16 protein-coding genes are annotated in these 16,132 nt (G+C 62.6%); 6 read left to right on the forward strand and 10 right to left on the reverse strand.

Annotated features, from left to right (window positions below):
• The first annotated feature begins 65 nt into the window (after nt 1–65).
• Entirely contained in the window at nt 66–2,729 is a 2,664-nt protein-coding gene (locus C3F36_RS18330; protein ID WP_104455639.1) for a beta-N-acetylhexosaminidase, read from the forward strand.
• A 342-nt stretch (nt 2,730–3,071) separates the two neighbouring features.
• Nucleotides 3,072–4,733: a glutamine--tRNA ligase gene (gene glnS / locus C3F36_RS18335; protein WP_104455640.1), complete on the forward strand. Its 1,662-nt coding sequence runs from the start codon at nt 3,072–3,074 to the stop codon at nt 4,731–4,733.
• A gap of 99 nt (nt 4,734–4,832) precedes the next feature.
• Here glnS and fur read toward each other — a convergent pair whose 3' ends face one another.
• Entirely contained in the window at nt 4,833–5,261 is a 429-nt protein-coding gene (fur, locus tag C3F36_RS18340; protein ID WP_010674102.1) for a ferric iron uptake transcriptional regulator, read from the reverse strand.
• A gap of 231 nt (nt 5,262–5,492) precedes the next feature.
• Here fur and C3F36_RS18345 point away from each other — a divergent pair, with 231 nt between their 5' ends.
• The gene (locus tag C3F36_RS18345) at nt 5,493–5,966 is read left to right on the forward strand and encodes a DUF4442 domain-containing protein (protein ID WP_042878128.1); all 474 of its coding nucleotides are present in this window, start codon (nt 5,493–5,495) and stop codon (nt 5,964–5,966) included.
• A 68-nt stretch (nt 5,967–6,034) separates the two neighbouring features.
• On the opposite strand, the gene fldA is transcribed toward C3F36_RS18345, so the two are convergent.
• Genes fldA through C3F36_RS18365 form a run of 4 tightly spaced genes read right to left on the reverse strand, consistent with a single transcriptional unit; the run spans nt 6,035 to nt 7,958 of the window.
• Complete coding sequence (gene fldA / locus C3F36_RS18350; protein ID WP_010674104.1) at nt 6,035–6,559, reverse strand: flavodoxin FldA; 525 nt, start codon at nt 6,557–6,559, stop codon at nt 6,035–6,037.
• Between the two features lie 40 nt (nt 6,560–6,599).
• Nucleotides 6,600–6,896: a LexA regulated protein gene (gene ybfE / locus C3F36_RS18355; RefSeq protein WP_005325670.1), complete on the reverse strand. Its 297-nt coding sequence runs from the start codon at nt 6,894–6,896 to the stop codon at nt 6,600–6,602.
• Nucleotides 6,897–6,916: 20 nt separating this feature from the next.
• Nucleotides 6,917–7,138, reverse strand: a complete 222-nt coding sequence (locus tag C3F36_RS18360; protein WP_010674106.1) for a DUF2788 domain-containing protein — start codon at nt 7,136–7,138, stop codon at nt 6,917–6,919.
• A gap of 55 nt (nt 7,139–7,193) precedes the next feature.
• Nucleotides 7,194–7,958, reverse strand: a complete 765-nt coding sequence (locus tag C3F36_RS18365) for an alpha/beta fold hydrolase (RefSeq protein ID WP_039039837.1) — start codon at nt 7,956–7,958, stop codon at nt 7,194–7,196.
• Nucleotides 7,959–8,248: 290 nt separating this feature from the next.
• Here C3F36_RS18365 and seqA point away from each other — a divergent pair, with 290 nt between their 5' ends.
• Together seqA and pgm are read left to right on the forward strand one after the other, a co-directional pair.
• Nucleotides 8,249–8,758 (forward strand): replication initiation negative regulator SeqA, encoded by a 510-nt coding sequence (seqA, locus tag C3F36_RS18370; protein WP_010674108.1) that lies wholly within the window; start codon nt 8,249–8,251, stop codon nt 8,756–8,758.
• Between the two features lie 53 nt (nt 8,759–8,811).
• Nucleotides 8,812–10,461: a phosphoglucomutase (alpha-D-glucose-1,6-bisphosphate-dependent) gene (gene pgm, locus C3F36_RS18375; RefSeq protein ID WP_010674109.1), complete on the forward strand. Its 1,650-nt coding sequence runs from the start codon at nt 8,812–8,814 to the stop codon at nt 10,459–10,461.
• Between the two features lie 73 nt (nt 10,462–10,534).
• On the opposite strand, the gene C3F36_RS18380 is transcribed toward pgm, so the two are convergent.
• On the reverse strand, nt 10,535–11,416 hold the full coding sequence (locus C3F36_RS18380; RefSeq protein ID WP_104455641.1) for a DMT family transporter: 882 nt from the start codon (nt 11,414–11,416) through the stop codon (nt 10,535–10,537).
• A 94-nt stretch (nt 11,417–11,510) separates the two neighbouring features.
• Here C3F36_RS18380 and C3F36_RS18385 point away from each other — a divergent pair, with 94 nt between their 5' ends.
• Entirely contained in the window at nt 11,511–11,993 is a 483-nt protein-coding gene (locus tag C3F36_RS18385) for a MarR family winged helix-turn-helix transcriptional regulator (RefSeq protein ID WP_104455642.1), read from the forward strand.
• Between the two features lie 46 nt (nt 11,994–12,039).
• On the opposite strand, the gene mltB is transcribed toward C3F36_RS18385, so the two are convergent.
• The 4 genes from mltB to C3F36_RS18405 all read right to left on the reverse strand — a co-directional run bounded on the left by mltB (nt 12,040) and on the right by C3F36_RS18405 (nt 16,131).
• A complete protein-coding gene (mltB, locus tag C3F36_RS18390) occupies nt 12,040–13,137 on the reverse strand; it encodes a lytic murein transglycosylase B (protein ID WP_041212714.1) in 1,098 nt (365 codons plus the stop codon).
• A gap of 94 nt (nt 13,138–13,231) precedes the next feature.
• Nucleotides 13,232–13,834 carry a CDP-alcohol phosphatidyltransferase family protein gene (locus C3F36_RS18395; protein WP_104455643.1) on the reverse strand — a complete coding sequence of 201 codons (603 nt, stop codon included), beginning with the start codon at nt 13,832–13,834 and terminating at the stop codon, nt 13,232–13,234.
• Nucleotides 13,827–14,489, reverse strand: a complete 663-nt coding sequence (locus C3F36_RS18400) for an ATP-binding cassette domain-containing protein (protein ID WP_102983941.1) — start codon at nt 14,487–14,489, stop codon at nt 13,827–13,829. Before C3F36_RS18400 ends, C3F36_RS18395 begins: the two co-directional genes overlap by 8 nt.
• A gap of 4 nt (nt 14,490–14,493) precedes the next feature.
• Nucleotides 14,494–16,131, reverse strand: a complete 1,638-nt coding sequence (locus C3F36_RS18405) for an ABC transporter permease (protein ID WP_104455644.1) — start codon at nt 16,129–16,131, stop codon at nt 14,494–14,496.
• Between the last annotated feature and the right edge of the window lies 1 nt (nt 16,132).

Consider the following 16,132-nt stretch of genomic DNA (forward strand, 5'->3'; position numbering starts at 1 on the left):
CCTCGGGGCCCCATATAAAAAAAGCCAAGAAAATCCAACCTTTACTTCAAATGAGAGCAGCAGTTATGAACTTGAAACATTCTCTGTTAGCCATTGCCATGTCTACCGTTTTCGCCGCTCCCGCACTTGCAGCCGATGCTGCCAGGCAAGCGGTGGTCGACGCCCTCGCCAGCAACCTCGTCGTCAAGTACGAAGTCGTCACCAATGACGGTGCCGGCGCCGGTCTTGACTGCCAGGCGCTGGGCTCCGAGTGGGCGAGCTGCGGCGTTGCCAAGCTGCACCTGACCAATACCGGTGCCGACGTCACCTCCAAGGACTGGAGCATCTATGTCTCCTCCATCCGCCGCATCCAGCGGGTGGACAACGACCAGTTCACCATCACCCACCTGACCGGCGACCTCTATCGTTTGACGCCGACCGAGAAGTTCCAGGGCTTTGCCAAGGACGCCACGGTCGAGGTGCCCCTGGTGGTGGAATACTGGGTATTGTTCGAATCTGACATCATGCCGAACTGGTATGTCGCCAGTGAAGGGGCCGAGCCGAAAGTGCTGGCCAGCATGAGCAACATCGACGATGCCAGCACCTACGAGAAGCCGATGCCTGCCGATGGCTGGAAGCGCACCAAGGATGACAACAACATCCTGATGAACAGCGAGACCCGTTTCGCCGCGAACCAGACCAGCACCCTGCTGCCTGCCGGCAAGATTGACGACCGCATCCTGCCAAGCCCCATGAAGCAGGTGGTCAAGGCCGGCCCGCAAATCGACTTCTCCACCATCAAGCTCAATGCCCTTGACCTGCCAAGCGATCGCGCCGAGGCCCTGAAGGCGCAACTGACCAAGCTGGGTGTTACCCTCTCCGACACCGGCTACCCGGTCACCATCAAGCTCGGCAGCAAGCTCAAGCAGGCCGAAGGCTACGACATGACCATCGGCAAGAAGGGCACCGTCATTCAGGGGCACGACGTTGACGGCGCCTTCTGGGGCGCCCAGTCCCTGATCTCTCTGCTGGGGGTTGACGACAAGCTGGTGAGCCAGATGAGCGTTGAGGATGCGCCGCGCTTTGAATACCGTGGCATGCAGACCGACGTGGCCCGTCACTTCAGAAGCCCGGAGACCATGAAGAAGCTGGTTGACCAGATGTCCGCCATGAAGCTCAACGTGCTGCACCTGGGGCTGACCAACGATGAAGGCTGGCGTCTGGAGATCCCGGGCCTGCCGGAGCTGACCGACGTCGGCAGCCAGCGTTGCCACGACGAGTCCGAAACCAAGTGCCTGATGCCGCAGCTTGGCTCCGGTCCGACCAACGACAACCAGGGCTCCGGTTTCTACAGCAAGGCGGACTACATCGACCTGGTACGCTATGCCAAGGCGCGCGGTGTGACCGTGATCCCCGAGATCAACATGCCGGCCCACGCCCGTGCCGCCGTGGCCTCCATGGAGGCGCGCTACAAGCGTCTGATGAGCGAGGGCAAAGAGGCCGAGGCCAACCAGTTCCGTCTGACTGACCCGGCCGATACCTCCAACGTCACCTCGGTGCAGTTCTACGACAAGATGTCCTTCATCAACCCCTGCCAGCCGGGTGCCGCCACCTTCGTGGCCAAGGTGATGGACGAAGTGGCCCAGATGCACCAGGCCGCCGGCCAGCTGCTGACCGCCTGGCACTACGGTGGTGACGAGGCGAAGAACATCATGCAGGGCGGTGGTTACCAGGATCCGGCCGTCACCAAGAAAGAAGATCTGGTGGCCTGGAAGGGCAACGTCGACTCCAGCAAGCAGGACAAGCCGTTCGGCAAGTCCCCCATGTGCCAGAAGATGATCGACGATGGCAAGATCAAGGACGTGGCCGAGCTGCCGGTCTACTTTGCCAAGGAAGTGAGCGAGATGGTCAAGGGCCACGGCTTCTCCACCCTGCAGGCGTGGGAAGATGGCCTGAAGTACGCCACGGATGCCAGCGTATTCGCCACCGACAAGACCCGGGTCAACTTCTGGGAAACCCTCTACTGGGGTGGTTTCAACGAGGCGATGAAGTGGGCGCACAAGGGCTATGACGTGGTGCTCTCCAACCCGGATTACCTCTACTTCGACTTCCCGAACGAGGTACACCCGGCCGAGCGCGGCTACTACTGGGCAACCCGCTTCAACGACACCCGCAAGGTGTTCGCCTTCGCCCCGGAAAACCTGCCGCAGAACGCCGAGACCTCGGTTGACCGCGACGGCAACGCCTTCGTGGCCAAGGGTGACCAGGATCCGGTCAAGTTCAAGGGGATCTCCGGTCAGCAGTGGAGTGAAACCGTGCGCACCGATGCCCAGTACGAATACATGGTCTATCCGCGCATCTTCTCCGTGGCCGAGCGCGCCTGGCACAAGGGCGGCTTCGAGCTCGATTACGTGAAGGGTCGCGAGTTCTCCGGCACCACCAAGCATGTCAACAAGGCCACCCTGAACAAGGAGTGGAACCAGTTTGCCAACGTGCTGGGCCAGCGCGTGCTGCCCAAACTGGACCAGGCCGGGGTGGAATATCGCCTCTCCGTACCGGGTGCCAAGGTGGTGAACGGTGTGCTGGAAGCGAACGTGGATCTGCCGGGTCTGCCCATCCAGTACAGCCTGGATGGCAAGAGCTGGAGCGCCTACGACGCTGCCGCCAAGCCGACCGTGGATGGCAAGGTCTACCTGCGTACCACCAGCTTCGATGGCAAGCGCACCAGCCGCGTCACCGAGCTGAACTGATAGCTAGCCTTCAATCCATAACGCAAGGTGGGTCGCAAGACCCGCCTTTCCCAAGGTCGATGGCCATCGGGTTTGGGAAAGGTTGACTCTGCGTGTGAACCTTTGTTGTGTGTTTTTTGTCTGTTTTTCATCACTTGAGACCCCGCCCCGTGCGGGGCTTTTTTTGACCAGGATCTCTGCAATTTCTCCCGTTTCGCCGTTTTTGGTGCGCCAATGACCCGAATTGGCCAAATTCAGGTTGAGGCAGGGCGCGTAATGAGGGATCATACCCGGCTTGACGGCGGGGGTATGAGGGTGCCAGCCGGCACAACGTCCGCCAGTGACGCATTTTTGAGGTGAGCCATGAGTCAGGCGAACAGCCCAACTAACTTTATTCGTCAGATCATTGATGAAGATCTGGCCAGCGGTAAGCACAGCAGCGTGCATACCCGTTTCCCGCCGGAGCCGAACGGTTATCTCCATATCGGCCACGCCAAATCCATCTGCCTGAACTTCGGCATCGCCCGCGACTATCAGGGTCAGTGCAACCTGCGTTTCGATGACACCAACCCGGCGAAGGAAGACATCGAGTTCGTGGAGTCCATCAAGCAGGACGTCCAGTGGCTGGGCTTCCAGTGGAGCGGCGAGATCTGCTACTCCTCCGACTATTTCCACAAGCTGCACGGCTACGCCATCGAGCTCATCGAGAAGGGACTGGCCTATGTGGACGAGCTCTCCCCGGACCAGATGCGCGAATACCGCGGCACGCTGACCGCCCCTGGCAAGAACAGCCCGTTCCGCGATCGCAGCGTGGAAGAGAACCTGGCCCTGTTCGCCAAGATGAAAAACGGTGAGATGGCCGAAGGCTCCGCCTGCCTGCGCGCCAAGATCGACATGGCATCCCCCTTCATGGTGATGCGCGATCCCGTCATCTATCGCATCAAGTTTGCCCACCACCACCAGACCGGTGACGAGTGGTGCATCTACCCGATGTATGACTTCACCCACTGCATCTCGGACGCCCTGGAGGGGATCACCCACTCCCTGTGTACCCTGGAGTTCCAGGACAACCGTCGCCTGTATGACTGGGTGCTGGACAACATCAGCATCGACTGTCACCCCCGTCAGTACGAGTTTTCCCGTCTGAACCTCGAATACACCGTCATGTCCAAGCGCAAGCTGAACCTGCTGGTGACCGAGGGGCACGTGAACGGCTGGGACGATCCGCGCATGCTGACCGTCTCCGGTCTGCGCCGCCGTGGTTACACCCCGGCCTCCATCCGCGAGTTCTGCAAGCGCATCGGTGTGACCAAGCAGGACAACATCGTTGAGATGAGCATGCTGGAAGCCTGCATCCGCGACGATCTCAACGAGAACGCCCCGCGCGCCATGGCCGTGCTGCACCCGGTGAAGGTGGTGATCGAGAACCTGGCGGCGGACGAGGTGCTGACGGCGCCAGCGCACCCGAACAAGCCGGAGATGGGGACCCGTGAGCTGCATTTCTCCCGCGAAATCTTCATCGACGAGGCGGACTTCAAAGAGGAAGCCAACAAGCAGTTCAAGCGTCTGGTGCTGGGCAAGGAAGTGCGCCTGCGCAACGCCTACGTCATCAAGTCCGAACGGGTCGAGAAGGATGCGGACGGCAAGGTCACCTGCATCTACTGCTCTTACGACCCCGAGACCCTGGGCAAGGATCCGGCGGACGGCCGCAAGGTGAAAGGGGTGATCCACTGGGTCAGCGCCACTCACTCCCTGCCGGCCGAAGTGCGTCTCTACGACCGTCTGTTCAAGGTGCCGAACCCGGGCGCCGAGGATGACTTCGAAGCGGCTCTGAATCCGGAATCCCTGGTGATCATCGAAGGGGCCCGGGTGGAAGCTTCCCTGAAAGATGCCAAGCCGGAGTTTGCCTACCAGTTCGAGCGTGAAGGTTACTTCTGCGCCGACAACAAGCTCTCCAGCGCCGAGCGCCTGGTGTTCAACCGCACCGTGGCCCTGCGTGACGTCTGGGGCAAGGCCGAGGTCTGATAGAAGAGGGCAGGGGAAACCCTGCCGCTTCTGGTCCGGATTGCGGACACAAAAAAGCCAGCATGATGCTGGCTTTTTTATTGCGCCGACCCGGCCGAATCAATCGTCGTGCTTGCAGTCACCGTTGGCGCAGTGGCCATACAGGTAGAGGCTGTGGTTGGTCAGGCGGATGTTGTGCGCCTTGGCGATGTCGCGCTGGCGCTGTTCGATCACCTCGTCGGAGAACTCGATCACCTTGCCGCAGTCGAGGCAGACCAGGTGGTCGTGGTGCTCCTGGGTGGCCAGCTCGAACACCGACTTGCCCCCTTCGAAATGGTGACGGGTGACGATACCGGCATCATCAAACTGGTTGAGAACGCGATAAACGGTAGCGAGACCAATCTCCTCGCCCTGATCGATCAGCCGTTTGTACAGATCTTCCGCACTGGTGTGCTGGCAGTCCGGCTGTTGCAGGATTTCCAGGATCTTGACACGGGGCAAGGTTATCTTGAGCCCGGCCTTTTTTAACGCTTGGTTGTTGTCTGCCATTTCTATTTATTCGCATTCTCGAAGGTGTGGTTATTCTGATTGACTGCCGCTGTAATGGCAACCACGAACTCGCTTGGCCTGTCATTATAGGTCGTAGCCAAGTTAAAAATAAACCCAGCAATTCAAGGGCTTTAGCTCATCAAGCCCGTCATGGGAATATTCAGGCCCGCTTGCTCGACCAGAGAATGTTGATACTATGTGACTTCTTTATAGTCTGGTCGGATGAGATCCATGGATTGGCTTTTCGGCAATGCCGCCTGGGTGCGCTGCGCCCTCAACGCCTGGCCCCCCTTCTGGGGCGCAGGCATCAAGATAGAAACCCTGAGCCCCGATTTTCGCTTCTGCCGGGTCACTCTCAAGTCCCGCTGGTGGAACAAGAATGCCAACCGGACCCAGTTCGGCGGCAGCATGTTCGCCATGACGGATCCCATCTACCCGTTGATGCTGATGGGCTATTTCAAGAACCGCTACTACGTGTGGGACAAGGCGGGCAGCATCAATTTCATCAAGCCGGGTAAGGGCAAACTGGTGGCGGAGTTCACCCTGAGCGACGCCAAGCTGGCATCGATCGTGGCGGCGACCGAGGGGGGAGACAAGCACTTTCCCGAGTTCGAGGTGCAGGTGCAGGATGGTCAGGGCGAGCTGGTGGCCCAGGTGAAGCGCACCCTCTATGTCAGATCCAAGCCCCAGCACAGGGGTGGCTGAATGCCTGCTGCAGATGCAACAAGGGCCCCGTCGGGGCCCTTGTTGCATGAAGAGGGAGGGAGATCAGATCACTCCAGCTCGCCCAGGCACATCTCTTCGTGCAGCTGTTTGCACCAGCCCTTGACGCGCTCGGCGGTCAGCTCCGGCTGGCGATCTTCGTCGATGCCCAGGCCCACGAAGTGCTTGTCATCCACGAGCGCTTTGGAGGCTTCGAACTCGTAGCTCGCGGTCGGCCAGTGGCCGATGATGATGGCGCCCTTGGCTTCGACGATGTCACGCAGGGTGCCCATGGCGTCGAGGAAGTACTCGGCATAGTCTTCCTGATCGCCGCATCCGAAGATGGCCACCAGCTTGTTGTTGAAGTCGATCTCTTCGAGTTCGGGGAAGAAGTCGTCCCAATCGGCCTGGGCTTCGCCGTAGTACCAAGTCGGGATGCCGAACATCAGCAGATCGAAGCTGTCGATGTCGGCCTTGCTGCTCTTGGCAATGTCACGGACTTCAATCAGTTGTTTGCCCAGTTCTTTCTGGATCATCTTGGCGACAGCTTCGGTATTACCGGTATCGCTGCCGAAAAACAGACCTACACTAGCCATAGTGTTTCGTTACCCGTATCTGGTGTTGATGCTTGACGGTTCAGATTGCGATGCCTGCTGCATGAGCAGACTCGATCTGTTGCTTCAGGATAGATTGGATCAGCTCGGCTCGGCTGACGTTCTGTTGCAGCGCAAGTTGGTTCAGGCGCTCCAGCAACTCGGCTTCCACCTTTAACTCGACCCGTTTCAGCCCGTTCTCACGATCGCGCTTGAGCTGGTTGCGCTTGTTGATCTTGAGCTGGGTCTCGCGGGGGAGTGGATTGGTCTTTGGCCTGCCGGGGCGCTTCTCAGTTGCGAACAGATCCAGTGTTGTTCGATCAGTTTGCTGTTTGGCCATACATCACAGATGAAAAGTAGTTAGCCGATCCCTGAGCCTTCCCAGCCCATTTCGATCAGCCCCTTGGCGACAAAACCCGCGCAACCCAGAAACAGCACTAGCCAGACGATGAAGCGGCCGAAGCGGGGCACATTGCCCCGTTTGAGCACGTCCTGAATGGCCAGACCAATCAGCAGGAAGATGGCCACGAAGAACAGTTTCAGGCCCAGACTCTCGATGAGATCGATGTGTTCACTCAGCATGGATTGCGCGCACTCCTTAAGACGGGCGCACTATATCACAAAGGATTTGAAACTGTTAACCGCCTGTCGACAGGAAATCCACAACCAGTTTGTTGAACAAAACCGGCTTTTCCGCGTGCAGCCAGTGACCCGTGCCGGCGATGACGCGGGCCTTGGCGGCCGGGAACTGGGCCATCGCGGCCCCGGTGTATTCGGGCAGTATATAGTCGGAGTCGCCCCCCTTGATGAAGAGTGTCGCGCCTTCGAAGCGGCGTTCATCGTCGGGCCAGCCCATGATGTTGGCGTAGTTGCGCTCAAGGGCCGGCACGTTGAAACGCCACCCCCATCCAGACTCCCCTTTGGCGAAGGATTTGAGCAGGAACTGGCGCACCCCGGCGATCTCGATGTGCTCGGCCAGCATGGCTTCCGCCTCGCTGCGGCTCTGGGGGGGCGTGGCCAGCGTGGCATTGAGCCCAGCAAACACGTTCTTGTGGCGGGCGTGGGGATAGGCCACCGGGGCGATGTCCGCCACTACCAGCTTGCTGACCATTTGAGGGGCCTGCTTGGCGACCTGCATGGCGACCTTGCCCCCCATGGAGTGACCCACCAGGGCCACCTGTTCAAGTCCAAGATGGTCCAGCAGGGCCAGGATGTCCGCCGCCTGGGCCGGGTAGCTCATCTCGTCCGAGTGAAAGGAGGCGCCGTGATTGCGCAAATCGACGCTGATGACCCGGTATTGTTCACTGAGGGGGCGCGCCAGCAGGCCGAGGTTGTCCAGGCTGCCAAAGAGGCCATGGATCAGCACGACAGTCGGGCCTTCGCCCTGATCCTTGAAGTTCAATCGTGGGTATTGTTGCAAAATGACACCTTATCGGTCGTGGGCTCTATCGCCATAATTTTTAACACACTGAAAGAAAAGGATTTCATTCCTGATGGGGGATTTTTTTGTGGTTTTTTTTCAAAAATATCTCCCCGGGATCGGCTATCAGTGCGGGGGATCACACACTTGGCCCGTCATTATGCCGTATTCTCAAGGAGATTCATGCACATCTGTCCGCCCCTTGCTTGGGCTGCCGGGTCTGCCTATGTATAATCGCCGCATCCGAATTTCGACGAGTCCAGCGCATCCCTATGAAAACCATCGAGCTTGATGACGATCTCTACTTCTTTATCGCGAGCCAGACCCGGCACATCGGCGAGAGTGCGTCCGATATCCTGCGTCGCCTGCTGGAGCAACCCGCCCAGGCCGGCACGGCAACCGTGGCGGCCGCGCCTGCGATGCAACCGCAACCCGTGGCCGATGCCATGGGGCTGGAGGCACTGCTGGATTCCGGCGAGCTTCAGAAAGAAGAGAAGTCCATCAACCGCTTCATGCTGGTATTGAGCACCCTCTATCGGGACAACCCGGAAGGCTTCACCCAGGCGACCGAGATAAAAGGGCGCAAGCGCGTCTATTTCTCCCGTGACCCGGAAGCGCTGCGTGCCAGTGGCAGCACCACCAAGCCCAAGCCGGTACCGGAGACCCCGTTCTGGGTGATCACCAATACCAATACCAGCCGCAAGCAGAACATGGTGGCCCAGCTCATGAACAGCATGGGTTATGACGAGGATCTGACGGCTCGGGTGTGCGGCGCCGTTTAACCCATCAATGACTTCAGGCCTTGCCGGGCAAGGCTCAGCTCAAGGAAAACGCCATGGCACAGCATTCCCACGCCGGTCAGCCGGCTCGTCTTTGCGATCTGACCAACATTCCCCGTCTGGTCAGCGCCTACTACCTCAACAAGCCGGACATGAGCCGCCCTGAGCAGCGGGTCGCCTTCGGCACCTCCGGTCACCGCGGCAGCGCCCTGCACAGCGCCTTCACCGAATCCCACATTCTGGCGGTGACCCAGGCGCTGGTGGAGTACCGCCAGCAGGCCGGTATCACGGGGCCGCTGTTCGTCGGCATGGATACCCATGCCCTGTCCGAATCCGCCTTTGCCAGCGCGGTGGAAGTGCTGGCGGCCAACGGTGTCGAGACCCGCATTCAGGCTGGCCTCGGCTTCACGCCGACCCCGGTCATCTCCCATGCCATCCTGCGTCACAACGCAGGCAAACCCGTGGCGCAGGCGGACGGCGTGGTGATCACCCCGTCCCACAACCCGCCGGAAGACGGTGGCTTCAAATACAACCCGCCCCACGGCGGTCCTGCCGAAGGCGAGATCACCAAGTGGGTGGAAGACCGCGCCAACGCGATCCTGGAAGCGGGCCTGGCCGGCGTGAAGCGGATGCCGTTTGCCGAGGCCCTCAAGAGCCCGTTCGTGGTGGAACACGACTATGTCACCCCTTATGTGGATGATCTCGAAAACGTGCTGGATCTGGCCGCCATCAAGCAGGCTGGCATCAAGATCGGCGTGGATCCGCTGGGTGGCTCCGGCGTCGCCTACTGGGACGTCATCGCCAGGCGCTACGGTCTGGACATCGAGGTGGTGAACTACAAGGTCGACCCGACCTTCTCCTTCATGACCCTGGACAAAGACGGCAAGATCCGGATGGACTGTTCCAGCCCGTTCGCCATGGCGAGCCTGATTGCCCTGAAAGACAAGTTCGACATCGCCCTTGGCAATGACCCTGACTACGACCGTCACGGCATCGTCACCAAGGCGGGCCTGATGAATCCGAACCACTATCTGGCGGTGGCCATCCAATATCTGTTCACCCATAGAACCGGCTGGCCCAAGGGGGCGGCCGTCGGCAAGACGCTGGTCTCCTCTTCCATGATCGACCGGGTGGCCGGCGAGATCGGTCGCACCCTCAAAGAGGTGCCGGTCGGCTTCAAGTGGTTCGTGGACGGTCTCTACAGCGGCGAGTTCGGCTTTGGCGGCGAGGAGAGCGCGGGTGCCTCCTTCCTGCGCAAGGACGGTACCGTCTGGACCACCGACAAGGATGGCTTCATTCTGGCGCTGCTGGCGGCCGAGATCCTGGCGGTGACCGGCAAGGATCCCCAGGCCCACTACGATGCGCTCGAAGCCAGATTCGGCCGTTCCAGCTACCGCCGCATCGATGCCCCGGCCAACAGCGCCCAGAAGGCGGTGCTCTCCAAGCTGGATCCGGCCCTGGTGGAAGCCTCCACCCTGGCTGGTGAGCCCATCCTCGCCAAGCTGACCAAGGCGCCTGGCAACGATGCCGCCATCGGCGGCCTGAAAGTAGTGACCGAGAATGGCTGGTTCGCGGCGCGCCCCTCCGGTACCGAGTCCATCTACAAGATCTACATGGAGAGCTTCAAGGGGGAGGCGCACCTGGACCTCATCCAGCAGGAAGCCCAGCAGATCGTCTCCGCCGCCCTGGCCAAAGCCGGGGTCTGACCCTTACGGCAACAACCCATGTGAAAGAGGAGCCCTGGTGGCTCCTCTTTTTTTGTGTCGGGTTGACTGCGGATCAGCCGTTGTCGACGCTGCCGGTGGCGGCCTTGCGGTTCTGCCAGCGCTTGAGGAAGGGGCGGGCCGGCAGCTTCATCAGGAAGAGAGAGAGCAGGATGATGCCGATGCCGAGCCACTGACGGTCATCCAGGGTTTCTCCCACCATCAGCACACCGCAGGAGACTGCCACCATGGGGTTGGTGAGGGCCAGCATCCCCATCACCTCCGGGCCATGGCGTTTGAGTCCCCAGAGCCAGGCCCAGTAGGCCAGAGCCGTATTGAGGATCACCAGCCAGATAAGCCCGGGAGTGGCGTCAGCCCGGGGCAGGGGCATGGGGCCGGCCAGCCACCAGGCCAGCGGGATCAGCATCAGGCCGCCCAGCAGCAGCTGCCAGGCGGTCAGGGCCAGCAGGTCGTCCACCGGCCAGCGTTGCATCCAGCGGCTCGACTGGCCGATGAGCAAGGTGGCGAGCAGGGCGCACGCCACGCCGACGGGATCCAGATTGGCAGAGGGATTGAGCAGCAAGAGCACCCCGACGAGCCCCATCACCCCCAGCAACAGCCACTTGATCGTCGGTCTGACACCGTCTTGCAGCCAGGCCAGCCCCATCAGGATGAGGGGCAGCGTCGCTCCCAACGTACCCGCCACGGCGCCGGGCAGGCGAAACGCCGCCACGAACAGCAGGGCGAAGAAGGCGGTGATGTTGCAAAACGCCAGCAGGAGCTGCCTGCTCCAGACGAGAGGCGGTCTGCGGGGATGGAGCAACAGCAGCAGCACCCCGGTGGGGAGGGCGCGCCACACGGCCACCCAGTAGGGGGAGTAGTCGGTCAGGTAGAGACTGACGACGGCATAGGTGCTGCCCCAGAGCAGGGGGGCGAGCAGGGCGATCAGCAGCGGCATGGTTATCTCGTAACAAAGTATCTTTAAGTCAAGATACATTAGCCGCGAGTTGGTTTATTATCAAGTATCTTTATGTGAAGATAATGGAGCCCGAATGGAGAGTGATCATGTAGATCAGCTGCTGGCCCAGTGGGCCCGGCAGCGCCCGGACCTCGACTGCTCCCCCATGGGGGTGCTGGGGCGGGTGGCGCGCATGGCGGCGATCGCCGGGCGCGAAGTGAGCGAGACCCTCAAGGAGTGCGGTCTGCTGGGGTCTGATTTCGATATCCTGGCGACCCTGCGTCGGGCCGGCGAGCCGCTGACCCCGACCGCGCTCTACCAGTCCGCCATGCTGAGTTCAGGGGCCATGACGGCCCGGCTCGACAAGCTGGAGCAGCGTGGCCTGATAAGACGTGAAGCCTCCCCGGATGACAGGCGCAGCCTGCTGGTCTGCCTGACGGAGCTGGGGCGGGAGCTGGTTGACCATGCGGTGGAACAGCACGTGGCGAACGAGCGCCGCCTGCTGGCCCCATTGAGCCTGGTCGAACAGGAGCAGCTGGCCGCCCTGCTCAAACGCTGGCTGCTGGAAAACGAATAAAAAAAAACGGGCCTGCGGGCCCGTTTTCGTTGGCATTGAGGCTGACTCAGTAGCCGCCTCTGGCATCCCTGACGGCAAGGCCAAGCTGCCATACCGCCATGGCGTAGTGGGTGCTGTGGTTGTAGCGGGTGATGGCGTAGAAGTTCGGCAAGCCGTACCAGTACTGGTAACCGGTGCCGACATCCAGACGCAGCAGGCTCGCCTCCTTGTGATTGCCAAGGGAGCCGGTGGGAGCCAGCCCGGCACCGCGCAGGGTGGCTACCGGGTAGCGGGTCTGGAAGCCGTGCTCATAGCCCGGCAGCTGTCCCTGGCCGCGTACTGCCACCGGCTGCCCTTTCTCCCAGCCGTGGGCCTTGAAGTAGTTGGCCACGCTGCCGATGGCATCCACCGGATCCCACAGGTTGGTGTGGCCGTTGCCGTTGAAGTCCACCGCGTAGTTGCGAAAACTCGACGGCATGAACTGGCCGTAGCCCATGGCCCCGGCATAGGAGCCCTTGGGTTCGGTGGGATCCATCCCCTCATCCCGGGTCATCACCAGGAAGGCTTCCAGCTCGCCGGTGAAGAAGTCGGCGCGGCGCGGGTAGTCAAATGCCAGGGTCGCCAGGGCGTCGAGAATGCGGGTCTTGCCCATCACCCGACCCCAGCGGGTTTCCACCCCGATGATGCCGACGATGATCTCGGGTGGCACCCCGTAGATCTGCTGCGCCCGGTTGAGTTCACTCTCGTATTCACGCCAGAAGTTGACGCCGTTCTGAACGTTGTCCGGGGTGATGAACTTGGCGCGGTAGCGGTTCCAGGCGCCGGTCGGACCGGTGGGCGGTCTGGTGGTGGGGGCCTGGGCGTCCATCAGCTTGATGATCCAGTCATAACGCTCGGCCTGGGCCAGTACCCGGTGCAGCTCGGCGCTGTCGAAGCCGTGCTTTTGCACCATCCGCTGCACGAAGTTGTCCACGTTGGAACGATTGGCGAAGTCCCCCTTGCTGACCCCGGGCTGGCTCACCTGCCCGTAGAAGGGTTTGCTCGGCGGCGTCTGGTTGATGAAGGCGCTGTTGGGTTGGGGTTTGACCACGGGCTTGGGCGCCGGCGTGCTGCTGCAGCCGTAGATCAGGGGAAACAGGGAGAGGACACAGACAAGGCGACGCATAGGGTTCTCGTGAGCCTGAAAAAGAGTGCCGTCATGGTAAAACATTGGCGTGCAGGCGCAAGTGCTCCGTGCAGGCGCGCCCCCCGGGATCCCGTCAGCGCAGGGTGTGGTAGCCGCTCCAGATCCGGGTCAGGGTCGTGATGGCGCAGAGCAGGGCGAAACCGTAGGCCAGTGGCACGAAGGCGGCGGGCCAGAGGCATATGATCACGAAGAGGGCGATGGTTTCGCTCCCCTCGGTGAGCCCGCCCAGATAGTAGAGGGATTTGTGGTGGTAGACGGGGCTCTCGATGCCCCGCTTGCCCGCCATGATGGCAAAGGCCAGAAAGCTCGATCCCGTGCCCATGAAGGCGAACAGCAGGGTGGCGGCGGCCAGGGCGTTGGCCGGGTCGGCGAGGGCAAAGCCCAGCACCACGGCGGCGTAGAAGATGAAATCCAGCGTGATGTCGAGAAACCCGCCGCAGTCGGTGATGCCCGTTTCCCGCGCCACGGCGCCATCCAGCCCGTCCAGCAGCCGGTTGAGCAGAATCGCCGCCAACGCCCATTGATAGCAGCCAAAGGCCAGCAGCGGCAGCGCCAGCATGCCGATGAGAAAGCCGGCGAGGCTCACCTGGTTGGCGCTCACCCCGGCCCGGCACAGGGGGCGGGCGAGTGCGGCGAGGGGGCGGCGGATAACCGGGATCAGGTGGCGATCAAACAAGGTGGTGCTCCTCTTCTGGGATGGCTGGGGGGATCAGCTGCAAGATGGTGCCCGGCGCATCCTCTTCGTCGTGGGTCACCAGCAGCGCGGGGATGGCCTGCGTGCGCAGGCGCTCGAACACCAGGGTTCTGAATGCCGCCCGCAGCGGCTTGTCGAGGCGGGAGAAGGGTTCGTCCAGCAGCAATGCCCTGGGCTCGGCCAGCAGGGCACGCAGCAGGCTGACGCGGGCTTTCTGGCCGCCGGAGAGCGCCCCGGGCAGCTTGTCCGCCTGAGCCTCCAGCCCGACCTCGGCCAGCGCCTCGCGGGCCCGGGTCTGCCTTGCCGCCATCCCCTTGAGATGCGCCGGCATGCCGAACATCAGATTTTCGGCCACCGTCAGGTGGGCAAACAGCAGGTCATCCTGAAACAGGATGCCGACGCCCCTCTCCCGGGGGGGGAGCGGGGTGAGGCGATGTGCGCCGAGCAGGATGTCCCCGGTCAGCCGGATGGGCCCCCCGGGTGGCAGCACTCCCGCCAGGGCCGCCAGCAGGGAGCTCTTGCCACAGCCGCTCGGTCCCATCAGGGTGAGCACCTCGCCCGGGGCCACCCTGAGGGGGGGGAGCGTCAGCAGGGGGGCACCGTCGAGGAAGAGGGTGAGTGTGGAGGTGTGCAGCATCGGGTCAGGGCCTCAGGGCGGGGTTGATGCGCCGCGGCAGCCAGAGCGCCAGGGCATAGATGAAAAGGGGCAGCAGCAGTTGCAGCAGGCCGTAGAGCCCCGCCAGCCGCCGGTTGAGGCCGCTGCCGATAGCCACCGCCTCCGTGGTGATGGTGACGACCCGCCCGCCCCCGAACAGCAGGGTCGGCAGGTATTGGGCCAGGCTCACCGCCGCCCCGACACCGAAGGCGAACAACAGGGGACGGGCGAGCAGGGGGCCCTTGACTCGCCACCAGGCCCCCCAGGGGCTGGCCCCGAGCGTGAGGGCCACCCGGGTGAGGCGCTCGTCGAACTGGCGATAGGGGCCGTGCAGGCAGAGATAGACGTATGGAAAGACGAAGATCAACTGGCTCCAGAGTACCCAGCCAGGGCCTATGCCAGTGAATCCCAGCCCGTCGGTCTGAAGGCGCAATCCAAACAGCAGGCTGGCCTGGGGCAGCAGCAGAGGCAGGCAGACAAGCCAGAGGGTGCGTGTGGCGCGGCGCGCAGGCAACGCCTCGAGATAGAGCACCGCCAGCAGCAGGGAGAGCGCGGCGCAGAGCAGGGCCAGCCACAGACTCTGCCACAGCAGCGGGCCCAGGCTCGGCAGCAGAGCCTGCCAGTGGTGGCTGCTCCATTCACTCGGCCAGAGGGCGGGAAAAGACCAGCGCCGGGTCAGGGACCAGAGCAGCAGGGCGGCGAGCACCAGCAGATTGGTGAGGAGCAGCCCCCACACGCCGATGCGGGCAATGAGTGCGGGCCAGGGCGAGGCGGGGGCGCGTCGCCCATCCAGCCAGCGTGCCTTGCCGAGGGTGAGGTGGGCCCGCTCCAGCAGCCTGAGGGCGCCAAGCAGCAGCAGGTTGAGGGCGAGCAGCAAGAGGGCGCCGCTGGCACTGGCGCCGCGCCAGGCGGGGTCGGCATCCTGATACCAGAGCCAGAGTCGCACCGCCAGGGGCGGCGGGGCATCCGGCCCCAGCAGCAGGGCGAGATCCACCACCGCCAGACCATAGGCGGCCACCGCGTAGAGGGGCAGGCGCAGGGCGGGCCAGAGGGCGGGCAGCAGCAGGCGCCACCAGATCCGGGGGGCACTGAAGCCGAGGCTGGCCCCCAGCCACTGCTGGCGCGCCACTTTGGCGGGATCCAGTGCCGCCAGCGCCATCAGCAGCAGGAAGGGGGTCTCCTTGAGGATGAGCACCACGATGAGGCCAAGGCCCCAGGGATCCTTGAGGGTTTGCCAGTCCGGGGGCAGATGGGTGAGGTCAAGCAGGGGGGCGACGAGGCGCAGCAGCCAGCCGGAAGGAGCAATCAGAAAGGCGATGCCGATGGCAAAGGCGACGTGGGGAAGCGCCAGCAGGGGGGAGAGCAGGCGGCGCAGCCAGCGCATCCAGGGACGCCCGTCCCCCTGGGCGAGCAGCAGGGCGGTGGCGCCGAGGGCCCCCAGTGTGGAGGTGCCCGCTACCCAGAGGCTCAATCCTGCGGAGTGCCAGAGTCCGGGCTGGGGGAGCAAGAGGGCGAGGTTGGCGGGGGAGAGCCCCTCGATGACCAGCAACAGCAGGCCCCCGGCGAGCGGGATCCCCAGCATCAAAAAGGGCAGCAGGAGGAGAAGAGGGGCGCGCGCCTGCATG

It is taken from the genome of Aeromonas sp. ASNIH2, assembly GCF_002934795.1.
GTDB lineage: Bacteria > Pseudomonadota > Gammaproteobacteria > Enterobacterales > Aeromonadaceae > Aeromonas > Aeromonas caviae.